General features: G+C 68.7%; 16 protein-coding genes. 10 read left to right on the top strand and 6 right to left on the bottom strand.

Features of this window, described 5'->3' with window-relative positions; genetic code table 11:
- Nucleotides 1-38: 38 nt before the first annotated feature.
- The 4 genes from J2X58_RS00655 (at nt 39) to J2X58_RS00640 (ending at nt 4,257) form a co-directional block, all read left to right on the top strand.
- The gene (locus tag J2X58_RS00655) at nt 39-1,556 is read left to right on the top strand and encodes a transglutaminase domain-containing protein (RefSeq protein ID WP_310045890.1); all 1,518 of its coding nucleotides are present in this window, start codon (nt 39-41) and stop codon (nt 1,554-1,556) included.
- 84 nt (nt 1,557-1,640) lie between these two features.
- The gene (locus J2X58_RS00650; RefSeq protein ID WP_310045889.1) at nt 1,641-3,128 is read left to right on the top strand and encodes a transglutaminase-like domain-containing protein; all 1,488 of its coding nucleotides are present in this window, start codon (nt 1,641-1,643) and stop codon (nt 3,126-3,128) included.
- 66 nt (nt 3,129-3,194) lie between these two features.
- Nucleotides 3,195-4,061: an SPFH domain-containing protein gene (locus J2X58_RS00645; RefSeq protein WP_090054775.1), complete on the top strand. Its 867-nt coding sequence runs from the start codon at nt 3,195-3,197 to the stop codon at nt 4,059-4,061.
- Nucleotides 4,062-4,068: 7 nt separating this feature from the next.
- Nucleotides 4,069-4,257: an Arc family DNA binding domain-containing protein gene (locus J2X58_RS00640; RefSeq protein ID WP_090054777.1), complete on the top strand. Its 189-nt coding sequence runs from the start codon at nt 4,069-4,071 to the stop codon at nt 4,255-4,257.
- 88 nt (nt 4,258-4,345) lie between these two features.
- On the opposite strand, the gene J2X58_RS00635 is transcribed toward J2X58_RS00640, so the two are convergent.
- Entirely contained in the window at nt 4,346-4,726 is a 381-nt protein-coding gene (locus tag J2X58_RS00635) for a DUF423 domain-containing protein (RefSeq protein WP_310045888.1), read from the bottom strand.
- 80 nt (nt 4,727-4,806) lie between these two features.
- On the opposite strand from J2X58_RS00635, the gene J2X58_RS00630 reads away from it, so the two are divergent.
- Together J2X58_RS00630 and J2X58_RS00625 are read left to right on the top strand one after the other, a co-directional pair.
- A complete protein-coding gene (locus J2X58_RS00630) occupies nt 4,807-5,421 on the top strand; it encodes an SCO family protein (RefSeq protein ID WP_310045887.1) in 615 nt (204 codons plus the stop codon).
- Nucleotides 5,418-5,858, top strand: a complete 441-nt coding sequence (locus J2X58_RS00625; protein WP_310045885.1) for a copper chaperone PCu(A)C — start codon at nt 5,418-5,420, stop codon at nt 5,856-5,858. The genes J2X58_RS00630 and J2X58_RS00625 overlap by 4 nt, the downstream gene beginning before the upstream one ends.
- A gap of 34 nt (nt 5,859-5,892) precedes the next feature.
- On the opposite strand, the gene J2X58_RS00620 is transcribed toward J2X58_RS00625, so the two are convergent.
- From J2X58_RS00620 to J2X58_RS00610, 3 genes are read right to left on the bottom strand one after another with little or no spacing between them, the layout of a single operon-like run.
- Nucleotides 5,893-6,162, bottom strand: a complete 270-nt coding sequence (locus J2X58_RS00620; RefSeq protein WP_310045884.1) for an acylphosphatase — start codon at nt 6,160-6,162, stop codon at nt 5,893-5,895.
- 5 nt (nt 6,163-6,167) lie between these two features.
- Nucleotides 6,168-6,650 carry a TlpA disulfide reductase family protein gene (locus J2X58_RS00615; protein WP_310045883.1) on the bottom strand — a complete coding sequence of 161 codons (483 nt, stop codon included), beginning with the start codon at nt 6,648-6,650 and terminating at the stop codon, nt 6,168-6,170.
- Nucleotides 6,647-7,918 carry a YihY family inner membrane protein gene (locus J2X58_RS00610; protein ID WP_310045882.1) on the bottom strand — a complete coding sequence of 424 codons (1,272 nt, stop codon included), beginning with the start codon at nt 7,916-7,918 and terminating at the stop codon, nt 6,647-6,649. The genes J2X58_RS00615 and J2X58_RS00610 overlap by 4 nt, the downstream gene beginning before the upstream one ends.
- A gap of 76 nt (nt 7,919-7,994) precedes the next feature.
- Here J2X58_RS00610 and wrbA point away from each other — a divergent pair, with 76 nt between their 5' ends.
- From wrbA to J2X58_RS00590, 4 genes are read left to right on the top strand one after another with little or no spacing between them, the layout of a single operon-like run.
- The gene (gene wrbA, locus J2X58_RS00605) at nt 7,995-8,597 is read left to right on the top strand and encodes an NAD(P)H:quinone oxidoreductase (protein ID WP_090178280.1); all 603 of its coding nucleotides are present in this window, start codon (nt 7,995-7,997) and stop codon (nt 8,595-8,597) included.
- Entirely contained in the window at nt 8,594-8,941 is a 348-nt protein-coding gene (locus tag J2X58_RS00600) for a DUF2069 domain-containing protein (RefSeq protein WP_090054787.1), read from the top strand. Before wrbA ends, J2X58_RS00600 begins: the two co-directional genes overlap by 4 nt.
- Before the next feature lie 30 nt (nt 8,942-8,971).
- Nucleotides 8,972-10,621: an acyl-CoA dehydrogenase family protein gene (locus J2X58_RS00595; protein ID WP_310045881.1), complete on the top strand. Its 1,650-nt coding sequence runs from the start codon at nt 8,972-8,974 to the stop codon at nt 10,619-10,621.
- Between the two features lie 33 nt (nt 10,622-10,654).
- Nucleotides 10,655-11,140 (top strand): asparaginase domain-containing protein, encoded by a 486-nt coding sequence (locus J2X58_RS00590; RefSeq protein WP_090054791.1) that lies wholly within the window; start codon nt 10,655-10,657, stop codon nt 11,138-11,140.
- 1 nt (nt 11,141) lies between these two features.
- On the opposite strand, the gene J2X58_RS00585 is transcribed toward J2X58_RS00590, so the two are convergent.
- Complete coding sequence (locus J2X58_RS00585) at nt 11,142-12,452, bottom strand: S8 family peptidase (protein WP_310045880.1); 1,311 nt, start codon at nt 12,450-12,452, stop codon at nt 11,142-11,144.
- 187 nt (nt 12,453-12,639) lie between these two features.
- Nucleotides 12,640-14,478, bottom strand: coding sequence for a M4 family metallopeptidase (locus J2X58_RS00580; RefSeq protein ID WP_310045879.1), 1,839 nt, complete (start codon nt 14,476-14,478; stop codon nt 12,640-12,642).
- Nucleotides 14,479-14,563 lie beyond the last annotated feature (85 nt).

Here is a 14,563-nt window from a genome sequence, read left to right as displayed (position 1 = left end):
CCGAACCGATGAACCACCCGACAGAAAGGACACGCGCCATGAGACGACGGATCGCCACCCTGCTTTGCCTGCTGTCGATCGGCGCGACGCACGCGACCGCGACGACGACCTGGATGGCCGTCACGCTCGACGGCCGCAAGGTCGGCAACATGCAGCTCGAACGCGACGCCGGCGACGGCGACGTGCGTACCTCGCAGACGATCGAACTTCGTGTCGCCCGAGGCTCCGCACCCCTGACAATCCGCAGTGCGACGACCACGACGGAGTCGTCCGACGGGGAACCGCTCGCGTTCGTTTCGCGCAATGGCTCGTCGAGCCAGGAAACGCATATCGAGGGACATCGTCGCGACGACGGCCGTTTCCAGGTCACGACGCGCGTGGGCGGACAGACATCGGTCGGCCTGCTGAGCTGGCCGGAGGGTGCGCGACTGGGCGAAGGCCAGCGCCTCGCGATCGTGCGGGAGGGCTTCGCGGCGGGACATCGGTACACGATGCGTAACTTCGATCCGACCAAGCAGCAGGTCGCGACGCTCGACGTCGAGGTCGTCGGCGACGAGATCGTCGAGCTGCCGGGCGGCGACGAGCGCCTGCACCACCTGCGCCAGAGCCTCGCCGGATCAGGCGAAGCCCAGCGCCTCGACCTGTGGGTGGACGACGGCGGCAACATGCGCAAGGGGCTCTCGCCATCGATCGGCCATCGCATGGAGTTGATGGCGTGCGACGAAGCCTGCGCCAACGCGCCCGACCAGGACGTCGACGTGCTTCGCTCGGCGATGGTGATGGCGCCGCGCTTCATCACGCCCGCGCTGCGCGAGCAGGCGGCGCGCTACACGATGATCGTGTCGGGCGACCTCGCCAGCCCGTTCGCGGTCACCGACGAGCAGCAGGTCGAGTCGCGCGGCAATGGCGTGTACGAGGTGACGATCGGCGCGCCGCGCGCGCACGAGAAGGAGAGCGGCCCGACGAAGGAAGACCTCGCCGCGAATCCATGGGTGCAGTCGAACCATCCCGACGTCGTCGCGCTGGCCGGCGAAGCGGCCGGCGGCGCGGATACGGACATGCGACGCATGCTCCGCCTGCGCAGCTTCGTGTCCGGCTATATCCAGCCTACCGCGCTCGACGTGGGCTACGCGTCCGCGCTCGAAACGCTGCGCACCCGACAGGGCGACTGCACGGAGCACGCGGTGCTGCTCGCTGCGCTTGGCCGCTCGCTCGGCATCCCCACGCGCATCGTCACCGGGCTGGTCTATACCGACCGTTTCGCGAAGGCCTCGCATGTCTACGTGCCGCACACCTGGGTGCAGTCGTGGATCGACGGGCGCTGGGTGAGCTTCGATTCCGCGAACGTGCGTTTCGACACGACGCACATCGCCCTCGGCGTCGGCAATGGCGACCCCTGGCGATTCTTTTCGGCCATGGCGTCGCTGGGCCGGATCAGGATCGATCGCGTGTCGCCCGTCGAAGGCGTGATCTACAAGGCGCCCGCGCCCGTGCAGCGGGTCCTGCCCCGGGAGCCGAACACCAGGGAGCCACCTCCGTCGAACGGGAAGCACTGAGCCGCACCACGCCGAATGGGGCACTTGACTCGCGGCGCCAACGTGCTGTGATGAAGGCGTCCCCAACAATCCGGACGTACGCTCATGAGACGCTGCCTGGCCGTCCTCGCCGTACTGTGCGCGCTTCCCACGGCCGTTCCGGCCGAGGAACGCTGGATGACCGTCCTGCTCGACGGTCGCAAGGTGGGCAGCCTGCGTATCGACCGCGAGGTCGAGGCCGACCGGGTGGTCACCCGTCAGGTCCTCGATTTCCGGATGACCCGGGCGAAGACGCCGATGGCGCTTCGCACGGAGCTGCGTTCGACGGAATCGGCGTCGGGCGCCCCTCTCGCCTTCTATGCCAGCACCCGGATGTCGAGCCAGGAGAACCTCGCGACCGGCCAGGTGCGCGACGACGGGCTGTTCCAGATCTCCAATACCGTCGGCGGCCAGTCGAAGATCGACCTCCTCATCTGGCCTGCGGGCGCCACGCTCGCGGAAGGCCAGCGCCTGACGGTCGTCCGCCAAGGGTTCCGACCGGGGACCACCTACCGCGTGCGGAACTTCGACTCCACGAAGCAACAGGTGGCGAACGTCGACGTGACGGTCATCGGCCGGGAAGTGGTGACGATGCCCGACGAGACCCGCGAAAGGCTGCACCATCTGCGCCAGTCCATCGCCGGATCGGCCACCGACCACAGCGTGGACATCTGGGTCGACGACAACGGATACATCCGCCGCAGCGTCGCGCCGCTGCTCGGGTTCCGGCTGGAAATGGCCGCCTGCGACGCCGCGTGCGCACAGGCGCCCGACCAGGACATCGACCTGCTCCGCGCCGCGATGATCGTCTCGCCGCGACCCATGGTCGCCGCGCTGCGCGTCGCGCCGGTGCGTTACACGATCAGCGTGCGCGGCAAGCACGCCAATCCCTTCGTCCAGACCGACGAGCAGAAGGTGTACTCGCTGGGCGACGGGGTCTACCTCGTCGACGTGGGCTTCGGCTCGCGGCACAGCGACGAGCCCGGCCCCCTGCCCGAGGACACCGCGCCGAATCCCTGGGTGCAGTCCGATGCGGAACCGGTGATCGCGCTGGCGAAACTCGCCGCGGGCGACGCGAGGAGCGACCTGCAACGCATGCGGCGCATGCGCACCTTCCTCTCCGAATACATCACCGCGAAAGGGCTGGACGTCGGATACGCATCGGCGCTCGAGACCGCGACGACGCGGCGCGGCGACTGCACCGAACACGCGGTGCTCCTGACGGCCATGGCACGCGCGCTCGGCATCCCGGCACGCGTCGTCACCGGCATCGTCTACGCGGAACGCATGGGCGGCGCGAACCGCGTCTTCATTCCGCACGCGTGGGCGCAGGCGTGGATCGACAACCGCTGGATCAGCTTCGACTCCGCGCAGCGCCGCTTCGATTCCACCCATATCGCCATGGGCACCGGAAGCGGCGAGCCCTGGCGATTCTTCGCCGCGATGAGCACCCTCGGCAGCATCCGCATCGAACGCGCCTTGCCGGGGTCCAACCTCATGGACATCCCGGTACCGGCCAGCGGGACGCAGGGCGGGAGTGGCCAGGCGCCGTGACGGCACTTGAAACTGATATCACCTTGATATCAACTACCCCCACACCTTCCAGGGGGAACCGCCGTCATGAATGAACGCTCCGCCGCATCCCTTCCGGGGATTCCGACGATCCTCGTCTTCCTCGTCGCGATCGTTCTCGTCGCCGGCTGGGTCTTCGGGCAGGTCGCGCATGCCGGCAATCCGGCGGCGACCGGCGCCTTCGTGCTCATTCCGCTGTTCGCGTTCCTGGCGAAGGGTTTTTTCCAGGTGCAGCCGAACCAGGGCCAGGTGATGCAGCTGTTCGGCAAGTACGCCGGCACGGAGCGGCGCGAGGGCCTGCGCTGGACCAACCCGTTCTACTCGCGCCGCCCTGTGAGCCTGCGCGTGCGCAACTTCGAGAGCGGTCGCCTGAAGGTGAACGACAACGACGGCAATCCGATCGAGATCGCGGCGATCGTGGTCTGGCAGGTCGTCGACACGGCCGAGGCCGTGTTCTGCGTCGACGACTACGAGAACTTCGTGCAGATCCAGAGCGAGTCGGCGCTGCGCCAGATGGCGCAGAGCTACGCTTACGACGCGCACGACGATGCCAAGGCGTCGCTGCGTAGCCACGGCGAGGAAGTGAACAACCACCTGCGCCAGGAAATCGAGGCGCGCCTCAACAAGGCGGGCGTGCAGGTCATCGAATCGCGCATCAGCCACCTCGCCTACGCGCAGGAGATCGCCCAGGCGATGCTCCAGCGCCAGCAGGCCGGCGCGATCGTGGCGGCGCGCGAGCGTATCGTGGAAGGCGCCGTCGGCATGGTCGCCCTCGCGCTCGACCAGCTGCGCGCGCAGGGTGTGGTCGAACTCGACGAGGAACGCAAGGCGGCGATGGTCTCGAACCTGCTCGTCGTCCTGTGTGGCGACCGGGCCACGCAACCGGTCGTCAACGCCGGTTCGCTCTATAACTGATCCGATCGTGGCGGCCGAGAAGAAAGCCTATCCGCTACGCGTGAGCGCGACCGTCCTGGAGGCCATGCAGGCGTGGTCCGAGGACGAACTGCGCTCGCTCAACGCGCAGATCGAATACGTGCTGCGCGACGCGCTGCGCCGCGCGGGACGGCTGAAGCCGCGGGCCATCGAACCGATCGACGATCCGGAAGGCTGATAGCGACCGATCCGTGGCGACATCGTTTCGCGAAGCGCTCAGGTCCGGAACGCGCGACCCCACAACATGTCGCGCGCAAGGCGCGCTCCTACGTGGCTCGCGCGCGCACGGCGATGGCCAACCCGATCCACCCCACGATGAACGCCACGCCGCCGAACGGCGTGATCGCGCCCACGATCCGCGGTGCCCCGAGGGCGAGCGCATAAAGGCTGCCCGAGAAGAGGACGATACCCGCGACGAAGGCCCATACCGCCACGCGACGCGCCCGACCGGCGGCCGGCACCGCGACCGCCAGGGCCAGCGCCAGCGCGTGCCAGAAGTGGTACTCGACGCCCGTGTGCCACGTGCCGAGCGCGGCATCGCCGAGCACGCCGCGCAGCGCGTGGGCACCGAAGGCACCCACCGCCACGGCTGACGCGCCAGCCACGCCGACGAGCACGGCCTCTGTCAGGGGGACATGTTGTCGCATCGAAGGCATTCCTCATCCGGGGGCGCCTGCCCGCGCGGGCGGGTGGCGTATCCTGCGCAGGATATCTCGCGGAGCATCGCATGACGCCGTCCACCCGCCGGGTCTTCCTGGCACTGATCGCCCTGCTCGCCCTCGTGCCCCTCAGCGCCTGCCAGCGTGAGCCACAGCCGGAGTGGCGCCTCAACGATGTGTCCGGCCACCTGCCCGACCTCGACTTCCGGCTCACGGACGACAACGGCAAGCCCGTGACCGGCGCCGACTTCAAGGGCAAGGTGACGGTGATGTACTTCGGCTACACGCACTGCCCCGATGTCTGCCCGTTGACGCTGACCCAGCTGCACGTCGTGCTCGATCGCCTCGGCGCGCCCGCGGACAAGGTGCGCATCCTGTTCGTCAGCGTCGATCCCGCGCGCGACACGCCGGCCATCATGCATGCCTACGTGAACGCCTTCGACAAGCGCGCCGTCGGCCTCGTCGGCTCCGACCGCGACGTCGAGGCACTGGCCAAACGCTATCGTTCCGCGTTCACGCGCGAGCCCGACCGGGGCGACGGCAATTACGAGGTCAGCCACAGCTCGGCGATCTACATCTTCGACGGCGACGGCAAGGCGCGCCTGCTGGCCACGCCCTCCGCCTCGCAGGACGATATCGTCCACGACCTGCACCTGCTCACTTCGATGGAGTCCACGCCATGATGGTTCGCACGATCGCCGCCGCCCTGCTGCTCGCCGCCGGCGCCGCCCACGCGACGGATACGGTGAGAGCTTCCGGCGCGTGGATCCGCGTGCTGCCCGGCAACCTGCCGGCAGGCGGCTACGCCACGTTCGAGAATCCCGGCGACGGCAAGGTCTCGATCACCGACGCGACCAGCGCGGATTATGGCGAGGCGATGATCCACCGGAGCAGCACGGAAACCGGCATGGGCCGCATGGAAATGGTGGACGAGGTGCCCGTGCCCGCCAGGGGCAAGGTCGCCTTCTCGCCGGGTGGCTACCACGTGATGCTGATGAATCCGAAGCACCCGGTGAAGCCCGGCGACACGGTCGTCGTGACCTTCACCCTTTCCGACGGATCGACACTGGCCGTGCCCTTCCTGGCGCGACCGGCGAACGCGAAGGGACTGGACGATTGATCACGGCGCCGCACACCGGCGCCGGAGGACGCTTTCAGCGGACGTCGAACGCCTTCGGTACCTCGTGCACCGCGAGCTCGTCGCGGTAGAGCTCGTCCACCCTCGCGTGCTCCGGGCCGTCGCGCAGCCACTCTTCCATGGACGCGATCGCGCCGCGGTCGCCGTACACGACCACCTCGACGCTTCCGTCGGACAGGTTCTTCGCGAACCCCGTGAGGCCGAGCCCCAGCGCGCGCTCGCGGGCCGAAGCCCTGAAGAACACGCCCTGTACCTTGCCCCTGACGACGAAACGCGTGGCTTGCATGATCGCTACCCCTTCGGGTTCGGATGCTTCGACATCTCGTCCCTGAGCTTTTCGGCGGTCACGGGACCGACGAACCGTTTGGCCAGGCGACCGTCCGGTGCGATCAGCCAGCTGGTGGGCAGCCCCTTGGCTTCGCCGAAATCCTTCGGCGGCGCGGTGACGTCGACCTGCGCGATGGGGTACGACACCGGGTGCTTTCCGAGGAAGGCTTCGATCTCCTTCGGGTCCGTGTCCTCGTACGCCAGACCGATGGCCGTGACGTCCTTACGGCCTTTCACGAACGCCGAGATGTCCGGCATCTCCTTGATGCACGGCACGCACCACGTCGCCCAGTAATTGACGAGCACCCACTTGCCACGCTGCGCGGCGAGATCGAACGGCTTGCCGTCGAGGGTTTTCACGGAAAGCTGGTAGACCTTGACGTCGTCCGCGGCGAACGCGGGAAGAGCGGTCGCGAGGGCGGCGGCGGCGAGCAGGCGGCGGATCATGCGGGGGAATCCTCGGTGGGGACCGGAACCGGCGGGGGCGGAAAAAGGGCGTCGAGTCTCGCGCCGAGCGTGGCGTCGAGCGCTTCGGCCAGATTATCCAGCAACCCGAGAAGCTCGGGTGGAAGAACGATTCCCAGACGCTGGACCTGTTCCCGGGGATGCAGCGGCAGACGGTACTGGGTACAGCGGTAGACGCGCAGCAGTTCGGTGGCGTCGAGGCTGCGGGTGAGCAGCCAGCCGCCGGCTTCGCCGCGCTGGATCATGTCCGCGCGCTGCAGGTCGTCGAAATAGCAGGCGATCGCGCTCGACGGCAGATAGGGCTCGCGCACGCGCACGATGGCGGGGTCGACGCTCTCCCCCGTCCGCTGCGCATGGACGAAGTGCTGGAGCACCACCAGCAGGCCGATGAATTCCGCCCCTTCGGGCAGCGCCTCGTGAGGCACGACGTATTCGAACGCGGAGATCGACGCCGCGATGGACGCGCCGAGGATCACGATGATCCACGAGAGGTAGATCCACAGGAGGAAGATCGGGATCGCGGCGAGCGCGCCGTAGATCTCCTCGTAGTTCGGCGAATTGCGGATGAACTGCGCGAAACCCCAGCGCGCGGCTTCGAACAGGATGGCACCCAACAGCGCGCCGATGGCCGCGTGCCGCCACGAGACGCGGCGGTTGGGGATCATCGTGTACATCAGCACGAGGGTGACGAAGGTGATCGCGAAGGGCAGCAGGTTGAGCAGGCTGCTCTGCGTCGCCAGCGTGTCCGCCGCCTCGTGCAGCAGCGGGAACGCCGCGATGTACGAGGAAAGCGCCAGGCCGCCGACGACGAGGATCGGGCCCAGCGTGAGCGCGGCCCAGTACAGGAGCAGGCGCGAGGTCCAGCCGCGCGGCTTGCGGACGCGCCAGATCCGGTTGAGGCGATCCTCGATGCTGACCATCATCGATACGGCGCTGAACAGCATCACCAGGATCGAGATGCCCGTCAGCTGGCTCGCCTTGTCGGCGAAGGCGAGCATGTATTCCTGGATCTTCATGCCGGTCGCCGGCACGAAATTCTGGAAAGCGTAGTTGGCGAGCGCGCCCCGCCACTCGGCGAACACCGGGAACGCCGAAAGGATCGCGAAGACGGCCACCGTGAGCGGCACCAGCGACACCAGTGTCGTGTACGACAGGGCGCCCGCCGTTTCGAAGCACTTGTCGTCGACGAAGCGCAGCCAGGTGAAGCGCGAAAAACTCAGCGCGCGGTCGCGGTCGATGCGCAGCGGCATGTCCATCCTCATCCCGAACGATTGGGAACACGTGTCAGTTCTGCGAGACTAACCGCCTTCGTAAAGGTGGCCATCCATGTCCCACGACGTCCTCGTACTCTACTACAGCCGCAGCGGCCACACGGCCCAGCTCGCCCGGTTCATCGCGCGTGGCGTCGAGGAAGTGCCCGGCATGCGCGCGCGCCTGCGCCAGGTGCCGCCGGTGGCGCCCGTGACCGAGACGGCCATGCCGCCCGAGCCCGAGGAAGGCGCGCCGTACGTGTCGCGTGCCGACCTGGTCGAGTGCGTGGCGCTGGCCATGGGCAGCCCGACGCGGTTCGGCAACATGGCCGCGCCGCTGAAACACTTCCTCGATACCACGGGCGCCGAATGGGCTTCCGGCGCGCTGGCGGGCAAACCCGCCGCGGTGTTCACGTCCACCAGCACGATGCATGGCGGACAGGAAGCCACGCTGCTGTCGATGGCGTTGCCCTTGCTCCACCACGGCATGCTCCTGGTCGGCATTCCCTACACCGAGCCCGCCCTGAACGCCACGCTGACGGGCGGCACACCATACGGCGCCAGCCATGTCGCCGGCACGCGCGGCGACAACGCGATCAGCGAGCACGAACGCGAACTGGCACGGGCGCTGGGCAAACGCCTCGCCGACGTCGCGCGACGCCTGGGAACCCCGGCATGACCGTGGCGCTGAGCACGGCGCAGAAGGTGGGCCTGGCCGCATGGGCGGGCCTCCTTCTCGTGCAGGTGCTGTGGTATTCGCTCTACCCGCCCGTCGCCATCCCCACGTGGGTAGCCTTCGCCCTGACCGTGCCGGCGCTGCTGCTTCCGCTTTTTTCGCTGCCCAACGTGACGCGTGCCCTGCTCTGGGTCGGCATCCTCGCGCTGTTCTATTTCTGCCATGGCGTGGCGGAAGCCTGGAGCTCGACCGGCGACCGCTGGCTCGCGTTCATCGAGGTGGCGCTCACCCTGCTGCTGATCGGCACGCTCGGCGCTGGCGTACGACGCCGCAGCGGTGCACGCTAGGCGCATCGACGCCGGCTCGAGGACATGACGATGGGTTTTGTGCAGGAGGCGCCGCGACTGGCGCATCCCTTCCGCCACGATCGCGTGCTCAGCGCGTGGCTCGACAATCGCCTGCCCGCCGACCGGCTGGACCACGCGCGGCCGGATCTCGAAGCGCTGGGCGATTACGCCGTCATGGCCTGGGATCGCCGTACGCGCACGCCGCGTGTCGAGCCCGTGCTCACGCAATGGGACGCCTGGGGCAACCGCGTCGACCGGATCGCCCTCACGCCCGCCTGGGAGGAAGGCCCGGCACTGACGACCCGCCACGCGGTGCTCGCGGCCGGCCATGCGGGGACGCCCTGGGCGCGCGTCGAGGAGTTCGCCCGCGTCTACCTCTACCACGTCGCCAGCGAATTCTGGTGCTGCCCGCTCGCGATGACCGACGGCGCCGCCACGGCGCTGCACGCGTCGGGCAACACCGCGCTGATGAAACGCGCGCTGCCCCGGTTCCTCAGCCGCGACCCCGCGACCTTCTGGCTCTCGGGACAGTGGATGACCGAAACGCCGGGCGGCTCGGACGTGGGCCGCACCGAGACCGTGGCGCGCCAGGACGCGGAGGGGCAATGGCGCCTGTACGGGCGCAAGTGGTTCAGTTCGGCGGTCGTCGGCGAGGCCGCGCTCGCTCTCGCGCGCCCCGAGGGTGCCGGCGGTGGCACCTCGGCGCTCGCGCTGTTCTATGTCGAGACGAAGGACGAGCACGGCGCCTGGCAGGGCATCACGATCGACCGCCTGAAGAAGAAGCTCGGCACGCACGAACTGCCCACGGCGGAGATCCATCTCGACGGGCTGGCGGCGACGCCCGTCGGACCGCTCGATCACGGCGTGCGGCAGATCGCGCCGATGCTCAACGTCACGCGCACGTGGAACGCCGTGTGCGCGGTGGCGAGCATGGCCCGGGCGATTTCGCTCGCCCGCGATTACGCGAGGCGGCGCGACGCGTTCGGCGCGCGGCTCGTCGAGCACCCGCTGCACGCGCGCACGCTGGCCGACATGCAGGCGGAATTCGAGGGCGCGTTCGCGCTCGCCTTCCACGTCGCCGAACTGCTGGGCCGGACCGAACATGGCGAGTGCGAGCCGCACGAGCCCGCGCTGCTCCGCCTGCTGACGCCGCTGGCGAAACTGTGGACCGCGAAGGTTTCCATCCGCGTCGTGTCCGAAGCGATCGAATGCTTCGGCGGCGCCGGCTACATCGAAGATACCGGCCTGCCGCAATTGCTACGCGACGCGCAGGTGTATGCGATCTGGGAGGGCACGACGAACGTGCTGTCGCTGGACATGCTGCGGACCCTGTCCAGCGGGATCGTGCCGCTGAGGCACGCGATCGGCGGACTGCTTCCCGCGGGCGAGTCGCGCGAGCGGCACGCGATCGTGGCGGCCCTGGACGCGACCGAATCGCTGCTCGGCGAGATCGTGGCCGACCGCGCGTCGCTCGAGGCCTCGGCGCGGGGCATCGCCTACACCCTGGCGCGGACGATGGCCGCGGCCCTGCTCGTCCGCGCCGCGGACTGGGGCGACGCCGCGGGCGATCCCCGTCCCCGCGCCGCCTGCCGGCGCTTCATCGAGCGGGGCCTCGACCGGCTCGCCCTTCCGGCCAACGAGGACGACGCCCTGCTCGCGAGGGACAACCCTGTAGAATGAAGGCCCCGTTTCACCCCCTTCCCAGGTCACTCCATGCAGCAGCTCACCATCGTCACCACCGGCGGCACCATCGACAAGGTCTATTTCGACGACAAGTCGGACTACCAGATCGGTTCGCCGCAGATCGGTGACATCCTCCAGCAGCTGGGCGTCGCTTTCCGCTTCGACGTGATCCCCATCCTGCGCAAGGACAGCCTGCACGTCACCGACGAAGATCGCGCGCTGATCCGCAGCACCATCGAAGCCCAGCCGCACCGCCATGTCCTCGTGACGCACGGCACCGACACCATGGTCGACACGGCGCGCGTGCTCGCGGGCATCGAAGGCAAGGTGATCGTGCTCACGGGTGCGCTCAACCCGGCGCGGTTCCAGGGTTCCGACGCCGTGTTCAACATCGGCTGCGCCGTCGGCGCGGTGCAGACGCTGGCCGACGGCGTCTACATCGCGATGAACGGGCGCGTGTGGGATCCGGCCGCGGTTCGCAAGAACCGCGACGCGAACCGCTTCGAGGCGATCTGATTCAGCGCGGGGCGCGGTCTTCGAAGACCGCGTCCACCGTCGCCCCCGCATCCATGAGGCCTGCGCCGCAACCCTTGGGGCACGGGCCAGGCAACGGCCGCGCGTTGTCCACCAGCTGACGCGTGACAGCGTCCACGTCGATGGCCGGATCCACCGACCGCATGAGCGCCACCAGCGCCGACACGTGCGGCGCCGCCATCGAGGTGCCGGCCTTCCAGGCGAACGCCGGCCGTTCCCGACCGCGCTGTCCGCCGTCCACGGAAGACACGATGTCGTCCGCGCCCACCTCCGTGAGGCTTCCGCCGGGTGCGGCGAGGGTCACGCGATCGCCGAAATTCGAGTACCAGGCCATCGCTCCGTCACGGGCCAGCGCGCCGACCGTGACGACGCCGGGGCAGTTCGCCGGCATCGCGGCGGATGCCGGCATCTCCTCGTTGCCCGCGGCGGCGACCACCACCGAGCCACGAGAGCGCGCGCCATCGATCGCGCGGGAGAACGTGCCGCTGCACGCGCCCGGCACGCCGAGGCTGAGATTGATCACGTCGGCGCGTCGCTCCACCCGCGGCACGTCCGGCACCTCGCCACCGCTCGCCCAGACGATGGCATCGGCGACGTCGGACATCCGTCCGCCGCAGCGCCCCAGGACGCGCACGGGCAGGAGCTTCGCCTCGGGCGCCAGCCCGATCATGCCCGGCAGGTTGCCGGCACGGGCCGCGACGATGCCGGCGACGTGGGTGCCGTGCCACGACGAGCGGCGGGCGGATGTCGCGCCGCACTCGCCGGGATCGTTCCAGTCGCCCTCGTCGGTCGGGTCGGCATCGCGACCGTCGCCGTCTCGTGCCTGCTGCGCATCGCCCACGAAATCGTAACCGCGCAGCAGCTGCCCATCGAACTCGGGGTGGGGCGTGATGCCGGTATCGAGCACGGCGACGACGGCGCCGGCGCCGCGCGTGCGCCGCCACGCGACTTCGGCATCGACGCCGACTCGCGGGTCGTGCAGGTTCCATTGGCGCCGCCACAACGGATCGGTGACGGCCGTCGGCTGCAGCCAGACGTCTTCCTCCACCGACACGACGCCGGGCAGCGCCACGAGGTGTGCCACGTTGCCGTCCGACACCTCGAACACCTCGCCGCCCGTCGCGACGCTGCGCACGTGGCGTGGCACGACGTCGCGCGCGCTCGTCGCGCGTAACGGGCGACGGGCCACGGCCGCCGCGGCGGGATCGGTGAAATGCACGATGTAACGGACGGGCTCGGCCATGGCCGAAGCGGAGGCGAGCGAGAACAGCAGCGCGACGGGGAGGATGCGCATGAGGAATTCCTTTGGGGTGGGGTCCGTTCACCGTAGGAAATGCGTGTCCTGGCGGGAATCCGATGTCGCCCGCGCCGGTGCGTCAGTGTTTCCGCGCCCCGCGACTAAGCGCGAGCGGTGCGGGCGGCGCACAAGAAAAAGGCCCGGGCGTCGCCGCCCGGGCCTTCATGCTGCCTATGCCTGCGCGTTACGGCGTCCAGGTCGCCTTCAGCGAGACGCCCGAGAAGGTGCTGTAACCACGCACCTTGACGTAGTACGTGCCGGCCTGCGGCGCGGCGAACGTGCACGACTCGTTGTTGCCGTTGAGGTAAGGACGGCAGTTGTAGCTCGACGTCGTCGGCGCGGAACCGAACTTCACGTAGAGGTCCGCGTCGCCCGTGCCGCCGCTGGTGGCGATGGTCAGGTTCGACGCGCCGGCGCTGACCACGACGGTGTAGCTGAGCTCCGTGCCCGAGCTTCCCGCCAGGCCCGTCTTGGCGACGCCGTTCTGCAGCTGCGTGCTACCACCGCCGCCGCCCGTCGAGCAGCTGACGCCGACCGCCGTGAAGGCCGCGGCGACGTCCGTGGCGGAGTAGCCGAGATCGGTCGCGGCGCTCGCCACGCCGCACGCGCCGGTGTTGAACGTCGAATTGGCCGTCCAGTACAGCGCGTTCGCGCGGGCGAATACCTTGAACGCCTTGACGGTGTCCCAGTTCGTCTTCTTCGCCAGCGTGCAGAACGCCTTGTTGTAGACACCCGACGAGTAGTGCACGTCGAGACCGTTGTAGTACTGCGATGCGTTGTCGATCGACGCGCCGTCCTGCGAGGGCGTGCACATGTAGCGAAGGGCGTCGCCGATACCCGCGCTGGTCTTGACGATGTCCGAGCCCACGAGGAAGTCGTTGCTGCCACGGTCGTAGTACTCGGCCGCTTCGCCGGCGATGTCCGAATACGCTTCGTTCATGCCGCCCGACTGACCGGAATAGGCGAGGTTCGAGTGTTGCTCCGTGTAACCGTGGCTGATCTCGTGCGACGTCACGTCGAGCGCCACCAGCGGATAGAACGTGCTGGCGCCATCGCCGAAGGTCATGGAGCTGCCGTCCCAGAAGGCGTTCTCGTAGGCGTTGCCGTAGTGCACCTTCATGATCAGCACCTGGTTCAGCGGTGCCGCGCCGGTGTACGCGGTGTACATGTCGTGCACGACGCCGCCGAAATGGTGCGCGTCGTTGATAGGGCCGTAGGCGCCGTTGACGGCGTCGCCGCTGGAATTGAAGCAGGTGAAGCTCCACAGCGTGCCGCTGCCGGAGGTGGCCTTCTTCATGTTGTACGACTTCACGTATGCGTTCTGCGCCGTACAGGTGCTGCCGGACTGCGTGACGCGAAGTGCCGGCTTGCCGCCCGCGCCCCACGTGTACTGCCCTGTTTTCTGATTGCCGCCGGGACCGGTCGCGTCGACTTCCGCGTTGGTCAGGCCTTCCCACTGTACGATGATCTGTCCGGTGTTCGCGTCGACGATCGCCGTCGGACGCGACGGCGTGTCGCCGCCGACGAAGTACGAGGTCAGGTAGACCAGGCGCGCCGGCGCGCCTTCGACGGGATAGACGTAGAGGTCGGCCTTGACGTTCTCCGGCTTCGACGTGGCACCGATCGTGCGCGCCTGCTTCGTGAGCGCCGCGACGGCGGCCGCCTGGTCGAGCCGCGGGGTCACGGAGGCGATGTCCACCTGGAGGTCGGAACTGACGATGCCGTTGGCGACGAGCGAATTGCCCTGGGCGTCCTGCTCCACGGCGATGCTGCGGCCATACACCGGCACGCCCTTGAACGTCTGCTGCATGCGTACCGTCTGCGTGCCGCGTACCGTCGGCAACGCGGTCTTCGCGACGAACGCGTTGTCGGACGTGAGGCCGAGCTTCACCGCGAGCTGGCTGGCCGGGACGGCGCCGAGGCTCTGCGCGTGAAGCGCCTGCTCGGTGCCGGCCGTGGCGGCCGATGTGGCGGCGATGGCCAGGGATGCGGCCAGGAGCTTCCTACGAACATGACTTGCCATTACGTTCCTCCTCCGGAAATGGGCCACACCCAGCCATTGCGGCCGTGGGGACCACATTTCGAACGAATCAAAGTTCGCGCCGAGG

It is taken from the genome of Luteibacter sp. 3190 (assembly GCF_031456385.1).
Lineage (GTDB): Bacteria > Pseudomonadota > Gammaproteobacteria > Xanthomonadales > Rhodanobacteraceae > Luteibacter.
This window is presented reverse-complemented; position numbering and strand designations above follow the sequence as displayed.